Origin of the sequence: Acidibrevibacterium fodinaquatile, assembly GCF_003352165.1 — a bacterium.
In the GTDB taxonomy this organism is placed as follows: Bacteria; Pseudomonadota; Alphaproteobacteria; order Acetobacterales; family Acetobacteraceae; genus Acidibrevibacterium; species Acidibrevibacterium fodinaquatile.
The window spans coordinates 3,125,722-3,146,494 of record NZ_CP029176.1; the positions used below are offsets into that span (position 1 = coordinate 3,125,722).

Sequence of the window (20,773 nt, forward strand, 5' to 3'; positions counted from 1 at the left end):
CGGCGCACAGCCGCTCCGGGTCGGGCATTTCAACTTCGGGCCTGTCATCAATTGAGCCAGATGACGGCGGCCGCGAGGTGGGTGGCGGCGAGGAAATTCGGGGCGGTTTTGTCGTAACGAGTGGCAATTGCTCGAAACTGCTTGAGCTTGCAGAAGAAAATTTCGATCAGGCTGCGGGCTTTGTAGAGGTCTTTGTCATAGGAGCGCGGCGCTTTGCGGTTCACTCCCCATCATTTTCTGGCGTCTGGGGTTCTACCAGCACGTCACTTCCGCATCCTATTACCGAGTATGTAGTCCGCAAAAGTAAGCGCGTTATCACTATCGCGCGCGAGCCGGCGCAGGATGTCCGCGAGCGCCGCGAATTCGTTGACTTTGAGCGAGGCGAAGAGGGCGTCGTTCACCGGTCGCTGGAATTCGGCCAGCCGATCGAGCGCGTCGAGACCCTGCTGCGTCAGCTCAAGTACAAGTCGGCGCCCGTCGGTGGGGTGAGGACGTTTGCAGACGTAGCCCACCTTGACCAGCTTATTGACCTCATTGGTCATGAAGGCGCCCGTCAGATGCAAGTGCCTGGCCAGCCCGTTGGTTCCTATCCCACCTTTATCATTCATCCGCGAAAGCGCGATCAGCGCCATGTATTGCGTCGCTGACAGTCCGATAAATTCGCCGAACAAGGCACGAGCCTTATCCATCCGCATCGCGAAGGCGAAAAAGTCGTGCAGCAGATCGCGGAACGTAGCGTCGCTGCCTCCGACCAGCATTTCCGGCCGAGAGACCGTCAGCGGCAAGGTAGCGGGTGCGGGACCGGAACTCTCGTCCGGCTCCGGCGATGGCGGCGGCTGAAGATCGTCCTCGTGCATTTGGCTTCCTTCCTTGAATTTCGCAGTTCTGTCCAGAGCACGACCAGAGATTGCTTGACTAACTTTTATAGATAGCTATTAAAAGAATATAGGAGACATAATGAACCTACCAATAGAAAAGCTCTTCCGGCGCACGCTCGGCGAGTTCGCGACGGGAGTGGCGGTGATCACCGCGAAGGGGCCGGACGGGGCCTTCATCGGCATGACGATGAGTTCGTTCAACTCTGTCTCGCTTGATCCGCCGCTGATCCTATTCAGCGTCGACCGCCGGGCCTACAGCCTCGGCGCGATGCTTGAGGCCAGGGGTTACGCGGTCAGTGTGCTCGGGCGCGATCAGGAGCACATCGCTAACGCGTTCGCCAAGGCGCTGTCGGACAAGTGGCAGGACGTGGCGAGCACCGTGGGCCACGCTGAGGCGCCACTGATCTCGGGTGCACTCGCGCATTTCGAATGCGAACCGTTCGCCCATCATGATGGGGGCGACCATATAATCTTCGTGGGCCGGGTGGTGCGCTTCGCCGCCCATCCCGATCAGCCGGCGCCGTTGATTTTCTTCCGTGGCCGCTATCAGGACCTTCAGACCGACCAGACCCGCGCGCCCGAATGGCCACTGCCGATGCATTACTGATCAAGGAGTGCCAGGAATGACCAAATCAGGACAAGACCACATAGAAAGCCTGCGCGACGGACGCCAGATATTCATCGATGGGCAAGATGTGAGCGACGTCACTACCCATCCAGCCTTCCGCAACGTCGTGAAATCTGTGGCGGCGATGTTTGACTACGCCAACGCCCCTGCAAACCAGGCGCTGATGACCTACGAGACAGAGACCGGCTGCCGCGCCAATCGGATCTGGCATTTGCCGCGGTCTTATGACGACCTCCTGGTGCGGCGCGCGGCGCTGGAAAGCTGGACCGGACTGCACGCGGGCTTCATGGGTCGGGCCCCAGATCACGTTGCCTCCTGCATCGCGGGGATGGAGATGGGCCGCGACGTCTTTGAAGCGCATGACCCCAAGCGCGCCAAAGCGCTGGAAGACTACTACCGCTATGCCCGCGATAATGATCTTTACCTGACCTATGTTATCATCAACCCGCAGGCGGACCGCTCGAAATCCGCGGCCGCGCAGGCCGACCCTTTCCTCACCCTCGGCGTGGTCGACCGTGACGACGAGGGCCTCACCGTGCGCGGCGCCAAGATGCTGGCGACCGGAGCGGTAGTCGCGAACGAAGTCTTCGTGACCTGCATCCAGCCGCTACGCCCTGGGGACGAGCGCTATGCGATCTCCTTCGCGATTCCGATGAACACTCCGGGTCTGAAGATTCTCTCGCGCAAGTCCTACGAGGCGGCGTCGCGGTCGGTCTTCGACAACCCGCTTGCCAGCCGCTTCGACGAGAACGACGCGGTCCTCTATTTCGAAGACGTGAGGGTGCCGTGGTCGCGCGTTTTCGTCGATGGCGACATCGAGATGTGCCAGAAGCAGTTTCACGCGACGCCCGCGCATGTCTATCAGAACTACCAGGCGATGATCCGCCTCGCGATCAAAATGCGCTTCCTCGTCGGCCTCGGGCATCGCACGGCGGAGACCAACGGCATCACCCAGTTTCCGCAGGTGCGTGAGACACTGGGCGAACTCGCAGCCAACGCTGCGTTGGTGGACGCGCTGGTTTCGGCGATGGAGGCGAAGGGCAAGCAGCGGGGCGATTACTTCGTGCCCGACAGCCACACGCTCTATGCCGCGCAGACGCTGACCCAACAGCTTTATCCGAAGATCCTCAACACCCTACGGGAACTGGCGGGCGGTGGGATGATCATGCTGCCCTCGTCGGCCGCGGATTTCGCCAATCCAGAGATGGCCTCGCTGATCGACAAGACCCAGCAATCACCTGCCGCCAATTCGCGTGAGAAGGTGAAGTTCTACAAGCTCGCCTGGGATGCCGTCGGCTCTGAATTCGGCTCGCGCCATCAGCAGTACGAGATGTTCTATGCGGGCGCAACCTTCGTGACCAAGGGCCATTCCTTTCGCACCTACGACTGGGTAGCGGCGGAGAAGCTGGTCCAAGATATGCTCGACAGCTACGCCCTGGAAGATTCGGTCAACGCGCTTACCCTGCAAGCCGCGGAATAAGGAAAACGCACAGATGCCTGTGAACAAACAGCACGACGAATTCTACGCCCTCGATATGAATACCGGATGGGAAGTACCTAAAGGCTATCCCGCCGGGATCGAGCAAAAAATCCTTTCCGGGTGGCTCGACGAGGAAGGCCGCCGCGGCACGCGGACGCGGCTTCTCCGGTTCCAGCCCGGTATCTACACGACGGCGCCCTTCTCGCATGAATACTGGGAGGAGGTGTACCTTATGTATGGCGACCTGACAGTGGGCAACGATGAGAGGGGCGAGGGCGGTGAAAGCTTCGCACCGCACACCTACGCCTGCCGGCCGCCGCACGTACCGCACGGGCCGTTCAAGTCCGAGAAGGGCTGCCTCCTGCTTGAGATCCATTATTTCGATCCGGTCTGACCTCGACGTTCGACATTTTTGGTGATGAAGACAGTGACCTTGGAGAGCATCAGGAAGTGTGGGCTGTAACGGAGCAGACAGAGTCCCGGTAAGCTGGCCTGATCGCTCCACATTTTCTGATGCTCTCCGAAAGAAGAACAGAGGGCAGCCGCATCATCGCCGTGACAGGGCAAGCGCGTGGCAGAAACGCAACATTGCGGGCGGCGCTTTGCTGCATTGCACAAATTTAAGTTGAGGCGGGGCCCGGCTGCGTTATTGAGATGGACCCGGAAAATGGGGCCGGGGGCGTAGTTGGAAGAGTGCCGTTCTGTCGTGATAGACGGAGCGGATGATGACGACGAAGAAGAGACGGACGATTGATGCGGCGCTGAAGGCGAAGATTGCCTTGGAAGCGCTGCGCGAGCAGGTGTACGCGGCGGTGGAAAAGTAGGCCATGTAGCGGCGGCATAGTACTGCTGCGTGGCGGGGCAAAAACCGGCCACTTGTAGAGTTGCCTCTTTCTGAATGGAGGGGGAGGTGGCCGGTGACCTGCCCCCCGAAAGCGCCCTCGCCGTGATGTAGAGTCTGCCCACCCTGAAGGAGCAGACGAGATGAGGAAAAGCCGTTTCACCGAGGCGCAGATTATCGGGATGATCAAGGAACAAGAGGCTGGCCTGCCGACCTCCGAGCTTTGTCGGAAGCATGGGCTGAGGGTGGCGTCGCGGTTTGTGTGGAAATTGCCTTTGGCGGCGTCTCCGGTTTGGGGAGCATGACGAGGTCAGGCGACGAGATCAAGAGGCATTGAGGCGGGTGGCTCTCCGAGGCTCTGCCACCCGTCGACTTTGCGCATGGTGACCTGCCCGGATGCGAGCAATGACCAGAACAGCATCGCCGCGGTCTCTGCCGAAGGCAGGACGGTCTGGGTTTTGATCCGGCGCTTGAACTCCTCGTGCAGGCGTTCGATCGCATTCGTCGTTCTTGCCGATTTCCACTGGCTTTTGGGAAATCGGGTGAAGGTGAACAGCCGATCGCCGGCTTCCTCAAGGCTGTCGGCGACACCGCGGCATTTCAGGCGCCATTTGGCCAGGAACAGCCGGCGCCGGCGCATCACCTCGGCGCTGGTATCGGCGTAGATCATGTCGTTGTAGTCGGCCGTGATCTCCTCGTGCAGCGCCTCGGGAGCGTGCGCGAGCAGATTTCGATGCTTGTGGACTGTGCAGCGCTGGGTCGGCACCTCGGGCCAAAGGCTGGCCAGGGCGCGTTCGAGGCCGGCACCGCCATCGATCAGCAACAGGTCCGGCGTCCGCAGACCCCGCGCGATCAGGTCATCGAGCACCGCCCGCCAGGCGGCCTCGCTCTCGCCACCCATGTTCTTCACCGCCAGCAAAACCTTCTGCCCGTCGCGGCGGACGCCGAGAACGACCAGCAGCGAGATGTTGGTCGCTTTCCGGTCGAGCCGGACCTTCACCACCGTGCCGTCGAGGATCAGCCTGACGGTATCCTCGTCGGCCAGGCTCCGCCGGTTCCAGCCGTCCCAGTCCGCCTTGACCTTTCTCCACGTGCGGCTGACCACGTCCTTGCCCACTGCCCCCTTGAACAACGCCCCCAATGCCCGCCTTACCCGCCGCGTGTTCGTGCCGGCGAGATAGGTCGCCGCAATCAACGCCTCCACCTGCTTCGTCATCCGGGCATAACGAGGCAGCGTGGCACTTTGCCATTCCGCCGTTCCACCCCCGGGCTTCGGCATCCGCCCCCGCGGCACCGTAATCTCGAGCGGGCCGAACGAGCCGAGGATTTGCCGATGACGGACACCATGGCGATATCCTGTTGCCTCGCCACCACGGCGATATCGCTCCCGCCCCAGCGCCGTCGTCAGCTCCTCCTCCAGCATGTTCTCGATGAACCCGCGGATCCGATCCCGCACCCCCGCCTCAATCGCGTCGAACCAGCCCTCTCCATCAAAAAGGCTGGCTTCCGGCGTTCCCGTGCTATTCTTCTCCATGGCGTGATCTCCATCGGCGCGACAACGCCGAGTCTGGTGGTTGAACTCACCCGGAGATTACGCCACCCAGAATTATGGGATGGCCCGCTCCTTTCCCCCGGCGGTGTATAGTCTGCTGGGGCCAGCGAAAGGAAAGTGCCATGACGAAAGAGATCGCGGTATTGGGGATCGATCTGGGCAAGAACAGTTGCAGTCTCGCGGGGTTGGATGCGAGCGGCGCGGTGGTGAAACGGCGCCGGATGCGGCCGGACAGCGTGACGGCCTTTACGGCGAAGATCCCGGCGTGTGTGATCGCCATGGAGGCATGCTGTGGCGCCCATTATCTCGGGCGGCTGTTGGCGGCTCAGGGTCACACGGTCCGGCTGATGTCGCCGGAATATGTGCGCCCGTATGTGAAAGCGCAGAAGAACGATGATCGGGACGCCGAGGCGATCGCTGAAGCAGCGACCCGGCCGACGATGCGCTTTGTAGATCTCAAAAGCGAGGAACAGCTTGACGTGCAGACGTTGCATCGGGCGCGGGATCGCCTGGTGGTGGAACGTACGGCGCTGATCAATCAGCTACGCGCTATCCTTCTTGAACGGGGGATTACCGTGCCAAAGGGGCGGAGCAAGCTCGCGCAATATCTGGTGGGGCGGTTCGATCAGAACGACGGAGGTAGCATCGCGTTGTCTCCACGAACGCAAGCGCTCATTGCCGACATGCGGAAGGAATGGCGCGAACTGGATCACCGGATCGAGGCTTTCGACGACGAATTTGTTGCTCGTGCCCGCGCCGATGAGGCGGCCCGCAGGCTGCTTTCGATCCCTGGTATCGGCCCGGTCAACGCCACCGCGCTGATCGCCGCGATCGGCAAGGGTGAGAGTTTCGGTCATGGCCGCGATCTTGCCGCCTGGCTGGGTTTGGTGCCGCGTCAGATCACGACAGGCGGACGACCCCGGCTTGTCGGGATCAGCAAGCGCGGCAACAAATATCTGCGCAAGCAGTTGATCCATGGTGCACGCTCCGCCCTGCCAGGTCTGCTGACCAGCGCCACGCCACTCGGCGGATGGCTGCGGGGGCTGATCACCAGGGTGCATAAGAACGCCGTAGTCGTCGCATTGGCCAATAAGCTGGCACGGATTGCGTGGGCCGTCTTACGTCACGGCGACAAATTTGACGCCAAAGCCGTTGGTGTGACGGTGTGACCGAAATCGACCGGTGCTGATATGATGATCGGCTACCGGTCCATGATGTTTGCGGGTGGTGGAAGAAAGATGGCCTGACAGTCGATCGGTGTTCTGGAAATCTGATGTGTGGAATGGCGGACTTGTCGCCGACAGAATTATGAGAACCAGAGCGCGCGGATCTCCATCTTGGTCGAGAGCTTGCTCTGAGGCCGGATACGTTGACGCAGACTGACCAGTCCATCGGAAAAATCACTTGCAGGCGGGGCGGGCCATACGTTCCACACACTTCACGACGCCACCTACAAATTGACGTCAGCTTCTGTGAAACGTCCAAACCAACAAATCTGGTCATCCAACCGCCTCCCATGATGTGAATCGCCGGACGACAAAGCCCGGCTCGCAGCATCATGGACGATCTATGTCCTCGCCGCGATTACCTGATGTCCACACATGGTATTAGGAAGTTGCTGCGCAGAAATTGCCAGATGTTTTCGACTGGGTTGAGCTCTGGCGAATAGGGCGGCAGCGGTAGCAGGCTGATGTTGTCGGGCACCGGCAAACGTTCGCCGGCTTGATGCCAGCCGGCGCCATCGAGCACCAGCACGGCGTGCGCACCGGGCGCGACCTGCGTGCTGATTTCCCGAAGATGCTCGGCCATCGCCTCGCTGTTGACCGCCGGCATGATGATGGCGGCACCAATACAACGTTCTGGGCAGACGGCACCAAACAGATAGGCGGAGTCATGGCGATTGTCGCGCACCGCCAGTGGTCGGGAACCCCGTTCTGCCCAGACATAGCTCAGGGTTCCCTTCTGACCGACACGGGCTTCATCGGCGAACCACACCTCGATCGGCTTACGGGCCGCCGTGGCCGGGATCGCCGCCGCTACCAGGCCAGCGAAGTCTTTTTAAAAATGTCCTGTGCCGCAGCGTCCTTCTTCGGATGATACGGACGCGGCTGGACCCGCGTGAACTTGAGCCGCCGCAACAGTCGGCTGATCGACGTCTCGTGCAGGGTAACCGCAAACTCGGTCTCGATCCGTCGCTGCAGGTCGACACAGCGCCACCGCACCACGCCGTCACGCTCCAGGTCCGGGCCCTGCCTGACCCATGCCGCGATCTGCGCCTGCTGCGAAGCCGACAATCGGGGTGGCGGTCCGTTGCGGCGCGGCGCATCGCCCAGTCCGTCAGGTCCCAATCCATTGTAACGGTGCACCCAGTCGCGCAGCGTCTGGCGGTCCATGGCACAAGCCTCGGCCGCATCGCGCCGAGACCAGCCTTCGAGAACAAGAGCAATCGCCAGCAGCCGCCTCGAAACTTTCGCATCCGTCGCACGAGCCGCCCGCTCGCGCAGCGCCATAGCCGACAAGTCCAAACGCGTTATCGCTACCGTCATCGCAAGCCTCCTCCGGGGAAGCTCAGCGAATCATACCCGCCCGAGCCGCACCAACTCACATTCGAGTCAACGAAACCTCAGGTTGGTATTAGAGTCCCTTTCAAAACCTTCCCTCCAGAGCCCGGAGGGCGATGAGGGAGCAAGCGATGCTTGTAAACGCGCTGTGGATATCGATGCGCCGCTCGTAGCGGATGGTGAGACGCCGGAAGCGATTGAGCCAGGCGAAGGTGCGTTCGATGACCCAGCGATAGCGGCCGAGACGCTCGCTGGTCTCGACGCCGCGCCGGGCGATGCGCGGCGTGATGCCTCGCTGCCGGCAGGCGCGGCGGCAGCGGCGATGATCATAGGCCTTGTCCGCGTGCAGCTTTCTCGGCCTGCGCCGCGGCCGGCCGCGCTTGCCGCGGATCGCTGGGATCGCATCGAGCATCTGCTCGAAGGGCACGCTGTCATGCACATTGGCCCCGGTCAGGGCGAACGTGAGCGGGATACCGTGACGGTCCGTGACGAGGTGGCGTTTCGTGCCGGGACGGCCCCGATCGGTCGGGTTCGGCCCGGTCGCGGCACCCCCTTTTTTGCCGCGATGGCGGAACTGTCCAGCGCGGCCCGGCTCCAGTCGATGCGGTTGGCGTCTTGCAAGCGGCGCAGCAACTCGCGGTGCAACCGCTCCCAAACGCCGGCCGCTTGCCAGTCGCGCAGGCGCCGCCAGCAGGTTACCCCAGAGCCGCAGCCCATCTCGCGAGGCAACATCTCCCAGGGAATGCCGCTGCGTAGCACAAACAGAATGCCCGTCAGCGCGGCGCGTGCCGAGATCGGCGGCCGGCCACCCTTTGGCCGCGGGCGCGGCGGAGGGAGCAAGGGTTCGAGGATCGACCACAGGCTGTCGGAGAGTTGGGGCGCGGGCATGCCCCTTCATGAATCAAATTGAATCAAGGTACAAGCGGTTTTGAAAGGGGCTCTTAGCTGGATAGTTTGACGTTTGATTTGTTGCCGCTGACGCAGGATGTCCTGGGCCCTGCCATGATAGGCATCGGCTGGTGTTACGTTGCCGAGGCTCTCATGGTAACGGCGGTGATTGTAATGCTCGATGAAGGCTGCGATCTGACGTTCAAGATCACCCGGCAGGTAATAGTTATCGAGCAATATGCGGTTTTTCAACGTCTCGTGCCAGCGTTCGATCTTGCCTTGGGTTTGCGGATGACAAGGCGCGCCACGGATGTGTTCGATATTTCGCCGCTCCAGCCATTTGGCCAGATCGGCCGCGATGTAACACGGCCCGTTATCGGATAGCAGGCGTGGCTTATGCGCGACTGTAGCTGAGGCGCAGCCTGAAGCGTCGAGAGCGAGGTTCAGCGTGTCGGTAACATCCTCGGCCTGCATGGTAGTGCACAGCTTCCAGGCGATGACGTAACGGGAATAATCATCGAGGATGGTCGAGAGATACATCCAGCCCCAGCCAATCACTTTCAAATACGTGAAGTCTGTCTGCCAGAGCTGGTTTGGCGCTGTAGTTTTGGTTTTGAATTCATCGGCAGCTTTGATGACGATGAAGGCTGGTGAGGTGATCAGATCGTGCGCCTTGAGCAGCCGGTAGACGGATGCCTCGGAGACAAAATAGCTTTCTGCATCTGTGAACGTTACGGCCAGCTCGCGCGGGCTGAGCTCAGGCTTATCCAAGGCCAGCTCGATGATCTTGTTGCGCATGTCATCGCCGATGCGGTTCCACACGCGGTCTGGCTTTGAGGGGCGGTCGTGCAACGCCTCAGGCCCGCCAGCGCGATAGTGCTCGCACCAGCGATAGAATGTCGGGCGGGGGATGCCGAGTTGATCCAACGTTCGGCGCACCGGCAAGTGTGATTGTTCAACCAAGCGGATGATCTCCAGCTTCTCGGGGGCGGAATACCTCATTCGCGGCCGTCCCCAGCCCCGATCATGTTTTTTTTAAGCAGGCGCAGCTCGAGCGCCTGCTCAGCTACCACCTCCTTGAGGGCCTGGGCTTCATGGCGCAGCGCCTTTACCTCGCCCGAGGTGGCTTCCCGCGCTGTATCGCCCGCCAGGCGGCGCTTGCCCGCTTCAAGGAATTCCTTGGACCAGGAATAATACATGCTCTCGGCAATGCCCTCGCGCCGACATAGCTCGGAGATGCTGTGCTCACCGCGCAGCCCCTCCAGCACTATGCGGATTTTATCTTCCGCCGAATAATGCCGCCGCGTCGCGCGGCGAATGTCACGCACCACCGCCTCGGCGGGTGGTTTTAAAGTCGAGGATTTCTGGCTCATCTATGTTCCTTCGTCGCTAAGATGAGCCAGAAATCCTCCCTTATTCAAGATGCCAGTTTTGTCTCAGGGGCGCTGACGGGGGACACGCTGCGGATGCCCGTGGCGATATCTGCCAAAGGATTTTCCGCCGTTCACGACCGTGCAAAACCGCTTCTACGCATGGCGCGACAGCGGCTTGTGGGCGCAAATCATCAGCGTTCTGGTGATGGACGCCCGCGAGGCGGAAGGCCGTCAAGCCGCGCCGACGGCGGCTGTCGTCGACAGCCAGTCGGTCAAGACGACGGAAGCCGGCGGCCCTCGTGGTTTCGATGCGGGCAAGAAGGTCAAGGGCCGCAAGCGCCATCTCGCCGTCGACACGATCGGTCTGCCCATCGAATGCCAGATTACGACCGCCGACGTGCAGGACCGCGACGCTTTCGCGCCGCTGCTGAAAGCCGTGCATCGCAAGAGCCCGTGGGTGAAAATGTCCTTCGTCGACGGGGGTTATCAGGGTGATGAAGCCCAGCGCGCAGCCTTCGAGGCGAGCCGTATTTCCATCACCGTCGTCAAGCGAACCGATAAAGAGGTGAAAGGATTTGTCGTGCTGCCGAAACGATGGGTCGTCGAGCGGACGCTCGGCTGGATCAATCGCTCGCGCCGTCTGTCAAAAGACTTCGAGGCGACTATCGAATCCGCTCTCGCGTAGTTGCAATTGGCCTTGGCTTTCCTTCTCATGCGAAGGCTGGCGAGGGCGAAAGCCGGTCAGATTTAAAATTCGAGTCGGGCTCTCAGATTGCTCAAGCGCTCGGCGCGCGTCGGCGGGGGTCTGGTTGGCGAGCGATGAGTGTGGCCTGACGTTGTTGTAGTCGTAGCGCCACAGGGCCAGCTTGCGGCGGGCATCGTCCAGGCTGTCGAAGATCTCTTCGTTGAGGCATTCATCGCGCAGGCTTGCGTTGAAGCTCTCGATGTAGCCGTTCTGCTGCGGCTTGCCGGGATCGATGTAATGCCACTCGACACCGTTCTCATTGGCCCATTTCAGAATGGCCTTGCTGGTGAACTCGGTTCCGTTGTCGGAGACGATGCAGACGGGCTTCCCATAGATCCGGACGAGGGCATCGAGTTCCCGGGCCACCCGGGCGCCCGAGATGCTGGTGTCGGCCATCAGGCCGAGATTTTCTCGGCAGCAATCGTCATTCACCTGCAGATTCCGACGGAAGCCGGCCGGGGATTCCGATTTGATGTCGGCCAGCGTTCCGATTTGAAGCCGGCCACCATTCCGATTTAATTCCGGCCACCTGGCGGGGATTTTTCAGCGTTTTCGGCTGGGTCAGCAACTCGGGCAACTGTCCTCTCGTTACCATCAACGAGGAGGGCTGGATGCCGGCGAAGAGAGAGCTGACGATGCGGCAGATACGACAAACCTTACGGCTGGCCAGTGACGGCATCAGCGCCAGGGCGATGGGGCGGATGCTGGGCGTGGCGCGGAGCACGATCCAGGACAATCTGAAGCGGGCGCAGGCAGCGGGGCTGGCGTGGCCGTTGCCGGCCGACCTCAGTGATGCGGTTTTGGAGGAGCGGCTGTTTGCCCGCAGCGGCGCGCCGCGGGGGGTGCGCCGGCGCGCCGAGCCGGTCTGGAGCGAGCTGGTCTGCGAGCTCAAGCGCCCGGGCGTGAACCTGATGGTGCTGTGGGAGGAATATCGCGCCGGGCATCCGGAAGGGTACAGCTACAGCCGGTTCTGCGATTTGTTCAGGGAGTTCGAGGCACGGCTGTCACCGGTCATGCGCCAGGAGCACCGGGCGGGCGACAAGGTGTTCGTCGATTATTCCGGCAAAAAGTTGGGCATCACCGATCCCGCAACTGGCATCGTGCGCATGGCGGAGATTTTTGTCGCGGTGCTGGGCGCGTCGAACTACACCTACGCGGAGGCGAGCTGGACCCAGACGCTGCCGGATTGGATCGGCGCGCATAGCCGCATGTTCCGGTTTTTTGGCGGCGTGCCGCGGCTGATCGTGCCGGATAATCTGAAGTCCGGCGTCAACAAGGCGTCGTTCTACGATCCAGAGATCAACCTGAGCTATGGCCGGATGGCCTCGCATTACGGTGTTGGTGTTTTGCCGGCCCGGCCGCGGCGCCCGAAGGACAAGGCGAAGGTGGAAGCCGGTGTCCGCTTTGCCCAGAGCTACATTCTGGGCCGGTTGCGCCAGCAGACTTTCTTCTCTCTGGCTGAAGCCAACCAGGCGATTGCCGGCATGGTGGAGCGGATCAACGCGCATGTCATGCGCAGGCTCGGCGTCAGCCGGCGGCATTTGTTCGAGACGATCGAACGCCAGGCTTTGGCGGCATTGCCAGAGACCGACCATGAGTTTGCGGAGTGGGGTTTTGCCCGCGTCTCGCTGGATTATCATGTCGAGGTCTGCGGCTTTTTCTACTCGGTGCCGCATCAGCTGATCCGCCAGCAAGTCGATACCCGCGCCACCGAGCGGATGGTTGAGATCTTCCACCAAGGCAAGCGGGTCGCGGTGCATCAGCGCCGCTATGGCGGTCCAAGGCACGGCACTGCCCCTGAGCATATGCCGAGCGCGCACCGGCGCTACGCCGCATGGACGCCGGAGCGGTTCCGCTCATGGGGCGCATCGATCGGCCCGCAGACCGAGGGGCTGATCATCGCCATCCTCGCCAACCGGCCGCATCCGGAACAGGGGTTTCGGACATGCCTTGGCATCCTGCGGCTGTTCAAGGAGTTGGACCGTCCGCGCGCCGAGGCGGTGGCGGCCCGAGCGGTCGCCTTTGGCGCGTTCAACTACAAGAGCATTGCCTCGATCATCGCCAGCAAGCTCGACCAGACGGCCAGCCCGCCAGATGAGGCGCAGGCGGTGCTGACCCACAGCAATCTGCGCGGCGCCGAATATTTTCACTGATTTCCACTGAAAGGAACAAGCATGCTCACCCACCCGACCCTCGACCTGCTGCACAAACTCGGCCTGCACGGCATGGCCAAAGCCTTCAAGGACCTCGACGCCCGGCCGGAGGTTGCCGGTTTGGCCCATGGCGAATGGCTGGCTTTATTGCTCGAGCACGAGGCCACGTTGCGACAGCAGAAACGCTTCGAGAGCCGCGCCCGCGCGGCCAAATTGCGCCAGTCCGCCAGCGTCGAGGATGTCGATTACCGCGCCCCGCGCGGCCTCGACCGGGCACAGTTCCTGAAACTCGCCAGCTGTGACTGGGTGCGCGCCCGGCATAATCTGCTCATTACCGGCCCCTGCGGGGTCGGCAAAAGCTGGCTGGCCTGCGCGCTGGGCCAGAAGGCTTGCCGCGAGGATCTCTCGACCGCCTATCACCGGGTGTCGCGGCTGTTCTCTGCCCTGGCGCTGGCCCGCGCCGATGGCCGTTACGCCAGAACACTGCGCCAGATCGCCAGGCTCGACCTGTTGATTTTGGACGATTGGGGCCCCGAGACCCTGAACGCGGACCAACGCCGCGATCTGCTGGAAATTATCGATGACCGCCACGAGATGCGCTCCGTCATCATCACCAGCCAAGTGCCGGTCGAGCGCTGGTACGAAATCATCGGCGATCCCACCATCGCCGACGCCATCCTCGACCGCCTCGTCCACAACGCCTACCGCATCGAACTCACCGGCGAGAGCCTCCGTAAAAAGCGCGATCCGGCACCGGCCCACGCCCGAACTTGACCCAAAACAAGGACACGATAATCATTCAACCAGACCCAACCGAAGACGCTCAGGTGGCCGGCTTCAAATCGGAACCCCGGCCGGCTTCAGTTCGGAAGCAGTGGCCGGCTTCAAGTTGGAATGCATGGCCGACTTCATCGGAATCCGCACATTCACCGCCAGGATGCGGAACTTGCGGCCGGCCCCGAAGGTATCCAACAGGAAATCGAGCGACCAACGCTGGTTCGGGCGCAGCGGCACAGGCATCGGCGTCCGGCTGCCACGCGCCCGTTTGCGGCCACGGCGGCGGCGGACAGACAGCCCCTCTTCGCGGTAAAGGCGGTAGAGCTTCTTTTCGTTCATCACCATGCCCTTGCGCGCCAGCATGATCCCGATGCGCCGGTAGCCAAAGCGGCGACGCTTTTCGGCGATCTTGTGCATTTCCTCACGGATCTCCGGATTGTCGGGCGAGCGCTCGCGCCGCACCGTCTTCGGAGCGACGCCGACCAGGACACAGGCCCGGCGTTGAGAGATCGCATGACCTCGCATCGCCCGCTGCACCGCCTCCCGCCGTTGCATCGGCGTCGTCAGGGTTTTCCCAGCAAATCCTTCAACACGACGTTATCCAGCATCGCGTCGGCTAAAAGACGCTTCAGCTTGGTATTCTCGTCCTCGACCTGCTTCAGCCGTTTGGCATCAGATAACTCCATCCCGCCATACTTGGCCTTCAGCTTGTAGAACGTCGCCGGGCTCAGCCCATGCTTCCGACAAAGCTCGGAGGTCGGCAGGCCAGCCTCTTGTTCCTTGATCATCCCGATAATCTGCGCCTCGGTGAAACGGCTTTTCCTCATCTCGTCTGCTCCTTCAGGGTGGGCAGACTCTACATCACGGCGAGGGCGCTTTCGGGGGGCAGGTCACCTCGAGCCGCTCCCTCTCCAGCGCCTCGCCGCTCTCCCGTCATGTGACCAACGCCGCCTCCCCGGCCGCCAGGAATGCATCGCGCCACGCCGTCAGGGTCGCGGCGGTGATGCCGAGAGAACGCGACACCGTCTCCAGATCCTCGCCCCGCAGCAGCCGCAGCACCGCCGCCGTCTTGCGCTGCCGCGACACCCGGCAGCCGCGGCCGGGCGCAGCTGCATCAGACTCTGACGGTCGCTCCGCAGCCATACCGTCAAGTCGCTCCGCCGGACCAGCGCCGCATCATACTCCGGCCAGTTCGTCATCCGGTACTTCGCCTTCGCAAATTTATGACGCCGGCCGTCATTGAATTTGTGCGGCATGCGGCCCCTAAAGCCATCCTGTTCCTGCCGCCAATCCTACCCTGCCCGCAGTTCATCGTCATCAAGCAGCCATAGCGGGACAAGGCAAAGCATAACGCAACCGAAAGTCTATTCCTACACCAAAGTCCTTCTGCTAAGAAGCAGGACCCACGGGACACTCACGGGCGGAGCGCCCCTTTTGTACCAACAAAAAGTGAATAGAGTGAACTTGCTGCGGTAATGAATAGGCGGTTGCGCTTGCGTCCCCCAAAAGTCAAATTTGCGACATGTTCCGGCAGCAGAATCTTGCCAATCAATTCGCCATCTGGTGCAATGCAATGCACGCCATCCTGTGCGCTGGTCCAGATATTACCGTCCATATCAACGCGAAACCCATCTGGAATGCCAGGTGAAATCTCGGCATGAACTCGTCGGTTCGAGAGCGTCCCCGCCTCGTTTACATCAAAGGCCACGATATGATGTGGCCCGCCCTCGATATGAGAAGCGCCAGAATCGGCTATATAGAGGATACGCTCATCGGGCGAAAAAGCGAGTCCGTTAGGCTTTACGAGATCCCCTGTGGCCACCGAAAGCTGCCCGCATTGAGGATCAACGCGAAAGACATTGCATACACCGATGTCGCTTTCCGCCTTATCCCCGGTGTAGTCGCTGAGGATTCCATAATCAGGATCCGTGAACCAGACGGTCCCATCGGCGGAGACCACGATATCGTTCGGCGAGTTCAATCGCTTACCATGATAGCTTTCGGCAATCACGGTAATACTTCCATCCGCTTCTGTTCTCGTTACTCGCCGCGCACCACTCTCACAGGTGAGCAGCCGTCCAGCGCGGTCGCGCGTATTGCCATTCGCATGGTTGGAGGGCGCGCGGAATACGCTCACCCCGGCGCCCTCGGCCCAGCGCAGAATGCGATCGTTCGGAATATCGCTGAATAGAAGCATCTCAAGATCGGCGAACCAAACCGGCCCTTCTCCCCAACGCATCCCGGTATACAGCTTCTCCATCTGCGCCGTTCCGATCACGTAAGGCCGGAAGCGTTTATGATTGATGATCTCGACTCTGGTTTCCATATTTTTGTTTCCTCCCCCGTGGGCGGTTTCTGCGACTATCCTTTGAGGAGTTTACGTGCGATGAGCACGCGCTGGATCTCGCTTGTTCCCCCGCCAATCTGGGCATGCCGCAACAGGCGGTAGAAATATGTCAGCGGAAGTTCTAGTGCTTCACCCATTGCCCCGTGCACCTGGATCGCCTTATCCAGGCACCGCGCTCCCCAGTCGCCCGCGCACATTTTCACCAGCGCCGCCTCCGCACGTACGTCCTCCCCCGCGTCCGCCCGGGCCGCCATCTCGTATGTCATCGACCGCAACGCCTGGATGTCGACATACATGTCGACAAGCTTCCACTGGATCGCCTGCCGTTCTGCAATCGGCTTGCCAAACGTCACCCGCTGCTTTGCCCACTCAACGGACATGTCCAGCGCACGTTGCATCTTACCCAGTGCATATGGGCCGCGCAGAAGCCGGTCATGGATCGTCAGCCAGCGCTGGCCAAGCGAGAAGCCCTTGCCAACCTCGCCCAGAATGTTCTCGGAACCCAAGCGGACATCGTCGAAATGCACCACGTATTGCGCTGGGCGTGGGCCGAGCCAAGTCTGAATGCCAGCTTCCTCTATCTTCACGCCGGGATGGTGGCGGTCCAGCACGAACATGGTTATGCCACCGCGCTGGCGCTTCTCTGCATCCGTCACCGCCTGCACCATGATGATGTCGCTCTCGTGCGCGTTCGAGATCCACATCTTGGTGCCGTTCAGAACCCACCCGTCACCGTCTCTCACCGCGCGCGTCTGCATCATCCCACCAGGATCGGAACCGGCATTCGGCTCCGTCTGCGCAAAGCACGTCGTCTTGTCCCCTTCAATCACAGGCTTCAGAAAACGATCAACCTGAGAGCCACGCGCTTCATAAAGAATGTTGGCAACATTCGCAAAAGGAAACGGCACTGGACTATAGTTGAATGCCTCAAGAATCACGGCTTGCGCGAGCATGCCAAGTGCACTACCGCCATGTTCCTCAGGAACCATGAGATACCACAGCCCGCTATCCTTGGAGATGCCGACAAGCCGGTCTACTGTCTTCTTGTCGAACACGGCCCGCAGGCAGGTGATCGGCGGCAGCCCATAGGCGTGATTGGAACTTGCCATATACTCGCGCTCAAGCGGCATTAGCTCCTCACGCACGATCCGACGCGCAAGATCACGAAACTCTACGATGGACGGCGGCAGACTGTAGCCCGCGCCTTCCGGATTAATATGCGCGTCCATTTTACTTTTCTCCTCAGGACTGTTCCGGAAACGGATAGGGCACGGCCCGGCCACCACGGAAGGGCAGCGCGACCGTGGCGCCAGCGGGCGTTGATTCCTTCCCCGCCTCATTGCGAATGCCAAGTTCGAGATCGACAAGCCCGAATCCGTTCGCCGGGCGTTTGTCCATCACTTTCCCCCAGACGGTAAGCGTTTCGCCCACAAGGTTCATGGCCCTGAACTGAAAGCGGAGTTTCCAGACCCATCCTTGCTGACCCACCCAATCTTTTAAAATCTGCGCTAGAAACTGCTGCTTGAACGATCCATTGATGAGCAACCCAGGCAACTTATCGTGGCCAATCGCGAAAGGGACATCGTAGTGGATTTTATGCCAATTCTCCATTGCTGCCGACCAGCGCATCAAATGCGGTGTGGTAAGAGGCCCCTTCATCAATGGATCGATTTCCTGACCAATGTGAACGTCCTCGAAATTCAACCTGCTCGAGTTCATGATCGTCACCGCCTTATCGCTGTCTTGCGCGCCCGCAGAAGAATCTCGCCCGATTTTGTCCGGTATTCCGTTTCGATTACAACAAAGAGCATGGGGCCGCTTTTTGAGTTGCGCTCGTAAATATCAGCATATTTTGATTTTTGTACGACTCTTTCGCCATGCCTCGCATAACGGTAGAACTCTACCTCCGCGCCGCCGTTGAGTAGCGCAAGCCCATGTAGCGGCAGTTCCGGCAAGCCACTACCGGCAGCCGCCACGAGGCCATCAAAATCCGGATCGAGAGCTCGCTCGGTTAGCGGATCCGGCGTCCCAAAAGGCCGGCGAAACATGAAGGACGGATAGAGTAGCGGTGAAACGGCACCGCCATAGCGTTCCGCCGCCGCATCCTGGTCATAGATCGGATCCTCGTCCATGATCGCCTGCGCGTAGCGGCGTACCGCGCCACGTTCGACCGGCTCGCAGGCCTCTTCCTCCGCACTTTCCACGCCGATGAAGCGGCGGATCTCTTCTGTCATCAAGGCCATTTCGCCTCCCCTTTCTCCCCACATCTTCACACCGCGGTTTACCGCGCTTCGTCAAGACCAATTACGCCCGCTTCAGCAAGACGGGCTATGTCGACTTCCGTGTAGCCAAGCCCCTGCAGGATGGCACTCGTATGTTCGCCAAGCATCGGCGGCGGATGTTGGATTTTTCCTGCCGTTTCAGACATTTTGATCGGCAGGCCTGCCATTCTGATCATACCCATCTCGGGCATGTCAATTTCCACGATCATATCGCGCGCGCGGACTTGTTCCTCCTGCACCATTTGATCGATTCGGTTCACTGGTGACGTGGGCACACCGTGCGCCGTGAGACGCTCCAACCAGTGCGCTGCTGGACGCATGACGAACACCTCATTGATCAAACCCAGCAACAGATCTCGATGCACCGCTCGCGCATTGGCATTACAAAAACGTGGATCGTCGAACCACTCGACCCGACCAACAGCCTTACAAAAATCCTTCCACATCCGTTCGTTGAATGCGGCGACCACAACCCAGTCGTCCGCCGCTTTAAACGCCTGATACGGCACGTTCACCGCACTTCCGGATCCGCCCGGTCCCGGCGCTACACCGGTCGCAAAAAACCGAGTGAGATGATAAGAAAGCATCGCCACCTGACCTTCGAGCAGGGATGTATCCACCCGTTGCCCACGACCCGTGCGATGCCGCGCCTCTACCGCCATGAGGATACCGATTGTCCCGAGCATCCCCGCACCAATATCCGCAACGGAAATTCCCATCTTCACTGGCCCTCCGCCAATTTCGCCTGTGATGCTCATGCCGCCCGAGAATGCCTGCATAAATAGATCGTTCGCGGGGTCTGCTTGCCGCGGCCCGGACGCACCGAACCCGCTGATGGAGCAATAAATCAGCCGTGGATTGAGCGCCGAAAGCGATTCATAATCGAGGCCCGCGCGCGCAAGCGCGCCCATCCGATAATTGTCCACCAGAACATCCGCATCGCGGATAAGCCTGCGAAGGATCTCTGCCCCTTCCGTGTTCTTCAGATCTACGGCAATGCTGCGCTTGTTGCGGTTGACGGACGCATAATAATGCCCAAGCTTGCCTTCGAAATAAGGCGGCCAGTGGCGACTATCGTCGCCGAGCGCCACGCGCTCCACCTTAAGCACATCCGCCCCGTAATCGCCGAGCATCATGCCACAGAAGGGCCCGGCCATGGCCACTCCAACTTCGATGACTTTGAGCCCGGACAGCGGTGCCGCCATGCGTCTCCTCTCCTTTTTATCCTTGACCTTGACAGCAAGTTATTCGCAGATAGAATAATCAACTCATTTTCTTGGATGTTACCCAACATGGATCTGCCTGTAAATACCTTGGTCAAGGCTGGCGCACTGCAACCGGGAAAAACGAATGGAAAGGATATGTCAGAAAAGGGGGATCGGCAGTTCGTTACCGCCCTCGCCCGTGGCCTCGCTATATTAAGTTGTTTTAGCAACACAAATTCCGAACTTGGCGGCAGCGACCTTGCGAGCATGACAGGCCTGCCACAGCCCACCGTCTGGCGGCTGTGTCATACTATGATCGAACTTGGCTATCTCGTCACTGTGAAGGGCGAGAAGATGCGTCCTGGCATTCCCGCACTTCGCTTCGGCTATGCCGCTCTCGCGTCGCTCGAGGTTCCCAAACTTGGCAGGCCACAAATGCAGAAACTGGCGGACCAATTCCGCGCCGCGGCTGGTCTCGCGGTGCGTGACGGGCAAGACATGGTATTTGTCCAACGCTGCCAGAGTGACTCCTTGCTGCTGATGAACCTGCATATCGGCTCGCGCGTCCCGCTGGCCACTTCGGCACTCGGCTGGGCCTATCTCGTGAGCCTGCCGGAGCGGGTACGCGTCGAAACTTTCGCGGAGATCGAAGCGGCGGATCCGCAGCGCTGGCGCAGCCTGAAAGGACACCTGCAACGTGCGACCGAGGAATACCTTGCCAAGGGCTACGTGCTGAACATTGGCTATTTCCATCGGGGCTACAACACGGCTTCTGTGCCCATCTTGGACGCGGACGGAATGCCACGCTACGCGATCAACTGCGGTTCAGCGGCCGCCACGCTGAGTGCGGCCACGCTGCAAACTGAGGTTGCCCCCCGTCTTATAGAAATCGCAAAGCAATTGCAGAACGTGGTGCGGGATCGGAAAGAATAACCGGAGGGAAACGCCGAGAAGCCGTTAGCCAATAGATACTCACCAGTCGAGAATTACTACTCAAGCAGTCAAATAGGTATCTGCTCCCGTGAAAGACTTCTGAACTCCCATGTTTTCGCGCCAGGTTTTG

15 protein-coding genes and 8 pseudogenes are annotated in these 20,773 nt (G+C 60.6%); 9 read left to right on the plus strand and 14 right to left on the minus strand.

Features of this window, described 5'->3' with window-relative positions:
* Nucleotides 1–47: 47 nt before the first annotated feature.
* Both DEF76_RS14880 and DEF76_RS14885 read right to left on the minus strand, forming a co-directional pair.
* Nucleotides 48–221 (minus strand): annotated as a pseudogene (locus DEF76_RS14880) (transposase); the annotation flags it as partial.
* Nucleotides 222–263: 42 nt separating this feature from the next.
* A complete protein-coding gene (locus DEF76_RS14885) occupies nucleotides 264–857 on the minus strand; it encodes a MarR family winged helix-turn-helix transcriptional regulator (protein WP_114912979.1) in 594 nt (197 codons plus the stop codon).
* Between the two features lie 100 nt (nucleotides 858–957).
* Between DEF76_RS14885 and DEF76_RS14890 the strand changes: the two genes are divergently transcribed.
* The 4 genes and pseudogenes from DEF76_RS14890 to DEF76_RS14905 form a co-directional block, all read left to right on the plus strand.
* Nucleotides 958–1,485 carry a flavin reductase family protein gene (locus DEF76_RS14890; RefSeq protein ID WP_114912980.1) on the plus strand — a complete coding sequence of 176 codons (528 nt, stop codon included), beginning with the start codon at nucleotides 958–960 and terminating at the stop codon, nucleotides 1,483–1,485.
* 16 nt (nucleotides 1,486–1,501) lie between these two features.
* Nucleotides 1,502–2,986, plus strand: coding sequence for a 4-hydroxyphenylacetate 3-hydroxylase family protein (locus DEF76_RS14895; protein WP_114912981.1), 1,485 nt, complete (start codon nucleotides 1,502–1,504; stop codon nucleotides 2,984–2,986).
* A gap of 13 nt (nucleotides 2,987–2,999) precedes the next feature.
* Nucleotides 3,000–3,380 (plus strand): cupin, encoded by a 381-nt coding sequence (locus tag DEF76_RS14900; RefSeq protein ID WP_114912982.1) that lies wholly within the window; start codon nucleotides 3,000–3,002, stop codon nucleotides 3,378–3,380.
* 590 nt (nucleotides 3,381–3,970) lie between these two features.
* Nucleotides 3,971–4,096, plus strand: a pseudogene (locus tag DEF76_RS14905) (transposase); the annotation flags it as partial.
* 41 nt (nucleotides 4,097–4,137) lie between these two features.
* Here the strand turns inward: DEF76_RS14905 and DEF76_RS14910 are convergent.
* Nucleotides 4,138–5,361, minus strand: coding sequence for an IS256 family transposase (locus tag DEF76_RS14910; RefSeq protein ID WP_114912983.1), 1,224 nt, complete (start codon nucleotides 5,359–5,361; stop codon nucleotides 4,138–4,140).
* A 140-nt stretch (nucleotides 5,362–5,501) separates the two neighbouring features.
* Here DEF76_RS14910 and DEF76_RS14915 point away from each other — a divergent pair, with 140 nt between their 5' ends.
* Nucleotides 5,502–6,548: an IS110 family RNA-guided transposase gene (locus tag DEF76_RS14915; RefSeq protein ID WP_114910744.1), complete on the plus strand. Its 1,047-nt coding sequence runs from the start codon at nucleotides 5,502–5,504 to the stop codon at nucleotides 6,546–6,548.
* Nucleotides 6,549–6,987: 439 nt separating this feature from the next.
* Here the strand turns inward: DEF76_RS14915 and DEF76_RS20000 are convergent.
* The 3 genes and pseudogenes from DEF76_RS20000 to DEF76_RS14935 form a co-directional block, all read right to left on the minus strand.
* Nucleotides 6,988–7,925, minus strand: a pseudogene (locus tag DEF76_RS20000) (IS630 family transposase); the annotation flags it as partial.
* A 184-nt stretch (nucleotides 7,926–8,109) separates the two neighbouring features.
* Nucleotides 8,110–8,828 (minus strand): annotated as a pseudogene (locus DEF76_RS14930) (IS5 family transposase); the annotation flags it as partial.
* 6 nt (nucleotides 8,829–8,834) lie between these two features.
* A protein-coding gene (locus tag DEF76_RS14935; RefSeq protein WP_408842275.1) for an IS3 family transposase occupies nucleotides 8,835–10,201 on the minus strand; the annotation gives its coding sequence in 2 pieces (ribosomal slippage) (nucleotides 8,835–9,863 and nucleotides 9,866–10,201; 1,365 coding nt in all).
* 97 nt (nucleotides 10,202–10,298) lie between these two features.
* Between DEF76_RS14935 and DEF76_RS14940 the strand changes: the two are divergent.
* Nucleotides 10,299–10,886: pseudogene (locus DEF76_RS14940) on the plus strand (IS5 family transposase); the annotation flags it as partial.
* Here the strand turns inward: DEF76_RS14940 and DEF76_RS14945 are convergent.
* Nucleotides 10,845–11,390, minus strand: a pseudogene (locus DEF76_RS14945) (integrase core domain-containing protein); the annotation flags it as partial. The pseudogenes DEF76_RS14940 and DEF76_RS14945 sit on opposite strands and share 42 nt — an antisense overlap.
* A 191-nt stretch (nucleotides 11,391–11,581) precedes the next feature.
* Between DEF76_RS14945 and istA the strand changes: the two are divergent.
* Both istA and istB read left to right on the plus strand, forming a co-directional pair.
* Complete coding sequence (gene istA, locus DEF76_RS14950) at nucleotides 11,582–13,099, plus strand: IS21 family transposase (RefSeq protein ID WP_408842839.1); 1,518 nt, start codon at nucleotides 11,582–11,584, stop codon at nucleotides 13,097–13,099.
* Between the two features lie 21 nt (nucleotides 13,100–13,120).
* Complete coding sequence (gene istB, locus DEF76_RS14955) at nucleotides 13,121–13,873, plus strand: IS21-like element helper ATPase IstB (protein ID WP_114912091.1); 753 nt, start codon at nucleotides 13,121–13,123, stop codon at nucleotides 13,871–13,873.
* A 150-nt stretch (nucleotides 13,874–14,023) separates the two neighbouring features.
* On the opposite strand, the pseudogene DEF76_RS14960 reads toward istB, so the two are convergent.
* The 7 genes and pseudogenes from DEF76_RS14960 to DEF76_RS14990 form a co-directional block, all read right to left on the minus strand.
* Nucleotides 14,024–14,703: pseudogene (locus DEF76_RS14960) on the minus strand (transposase); the annotation flags it as partial.
* A 109-nt stretch (nucleotides 14,704–14,812) separates the two neighbouring features.
* A pseudogene (locus DEF76_RS14965) lies at nucleotides 14,813–15,019 on the minus strand (helix-turn-helix domain-containing protein); the annotation flags it as partial.
* Nucleotides 15,020–15,290: 271 nt separating this feature from the next.
* Nucleotides 15,291–16,202 (minus strand): SMP-30/gluconolactonase/LRE family protein, encoded by a 912-nt coding sequence (locus DEF76_RS14970; RefSeq protein WP_114912987.1) that lies wholly within the window; start codon nucleotides 16,200–16,202, stop codon nucleotides 15,291–15,293.
* Between the two features lie 35 nt (nucleotides 16,203–16,237).
* Nucleotides 16,238–17,452, minus strand: coding sequence for an acyl-CoA dehydrogenase family protein (locus tag DEF76_RS14975; RefSeq protein WP_162800684.1), 1,215 nt, complete (start codon nucleotides 17,450–17,452; stop codon nucleotides 16,238–16,240).
* A gap of 13 nt (nucleotides 17,453–17,465) precedes the next feature.
* Nucleotides 17,466–17,942 (minus strand): hotdog family protein, encoded by a 477-nt coding sequence (locus DEF76_RS14980; protein ID WP_114913923.1) that lies wholly within the window; start codon nucleotides 17,940–17,942, stop codon nucleotides 17,466–17,468.
* Nucleotides 17,943–17,947: 5 nt separating this feature from the next.
* Complete coding sequence (locus DEF76_RS14985) at nucleotides 17,948–18,457, minus strand: FAS1-like dehydratase domain-containing protein (protein ID WP_162800685.1); 510 nt, start codon at nucleotides 18,455–18,457, stop codon at nucleotides 17,948–17,950.
* Nucleotides 18,458–18,504: 47 nt separating this feature from the next.
* Nucleotides 18,505–19,710 carry a CaiB/BaiF CoA transferase family protein gene (locus DEF76_RS14990; protein ID WP_114912990.1) on the minus strand — a complete coding sequence of 402 codons (1,206 nt, stop codon included), beginning with the start codon at nucleotides 19,708–19,710 and terminating at the stop codon, nucleotides 18,505–18,507.
* 87 nt (nucleotides 19,711–19,797) lie between these two features.
* Between DEF76_RS14990 and DEF76_RS14995 the strand changes: the two genes are divergently transcribed.
* The gene (locus DEF76_RS14995) at nucleotides 19,798–20,643 is read left to right on the plus strand and encodes an IclR family transcriptional regulator (protein ID WP_162800686.1); all 846 of its coding nucleotides are present in this window, start codon (nucleotides 19,798–19,800) and stop codon (nucleotides 20,641–20,643) included.
* Nucleotides 20,644–20,773: the final 130 nt, after the last annotated feature.

Bases quoted from the DNA above. Each gene is read 5' to 3' on its own strand.
- DEF76_RS14885 (WP_114912979.1), bottom strand. From the start codon at position 857: ATGCACGAGGACGATCTTCAGCCGCCGCCATCGCCGGAGCCGGACGAG.
- DEF76_RS14890 (WP_114912980.1), top strand. From the start codon at position 958: ATGAACCTACCAATAGAAAAGCTCTTCCGGCGCACGCTCGGCGAGTTC.
- DEF76_RS14895 (WP_114912981.1), top strand. From the start codon at position 1,502: ATGACCAAATCAGGACAAGACCACATAGAAAGCCTGCGCGACGGACGC.
- DEF76_RS14900 (WP_114912982.1), top strand. From the start codon at position 3,000: ATGCCTGTGAACAAACAGCACGACGAATTCTACGCCCTCGATATGAAT.
- DEF76_RS14910 (WP_114912983.1), bottom strand. From the start codon at position 5,361: ATGGAGAAGAATAGCACGGGAACGCCGGAAGCCAGCCTTTTTGATGGA.
- DEF76_RS14915 (WP_114910744.1), top strand. From the start codon at position 5,502: ATGACGAAAGAGATCGCGGTATTGGGGATCGATCTGGGCAAGAACAGT.
- istA (WP_408842839.1), top strand. From the start codon at position 11,582: ATGCGGCAGATACGACAAACCTTACGGCTGGCCAGTGACGGCATCAGC.
- istB (WP_114912091.1), top strand. From the start codon at position 13,121: ATGCTCACCCACCCGACCCTCGACCTGCTGCACAAACTCGGCCTGCAC.
- DEF76_RS14970 (WP_114912987.1), bottom strand. From the start codon at position 16,202: ATGGAAACCAGAGTCGAGATCATCAATCATAAACGCTTCCGGCCTTAC.
- DEF76_RS14975 (WP_162800684.1), bottom strand. From the start codon at position 17,452: ATGGACGCGCATATTAATCCGGAAGGCGCGGGCTACAGTCTGCCGCCG.
- DEF76_RS14980 (WP_114913923.1), bottom strand. From the start codon at position 17,942: ATGAACTCGAGCAGGTTGAATTTCGAGGACGTTCACATTGGTCAGGAA.
- DEF76_RS14985 (WP_162800685.1), bottom strand. From the start codon at position 18,457: ATGACAGAAGAGATCCGCCGCTTCATCGGCGTGGAAAGTGCGGAGGAA.
- DEF76_RS14990 (WP_114912990.1), bottom strand. From the start codon at position 19,710: ATGGCGGCACCGCTGTCCGGGCTCAAAGTCATCGAAGTTGGAGTGGCC.
- DEF76_RS14995 (WP_162800686.1), top strand. From the start codon at position 19,798: ATGGATCTGCCTGTAAATACCTTGGTCAAGGCTGGCGCACTGCAACCG.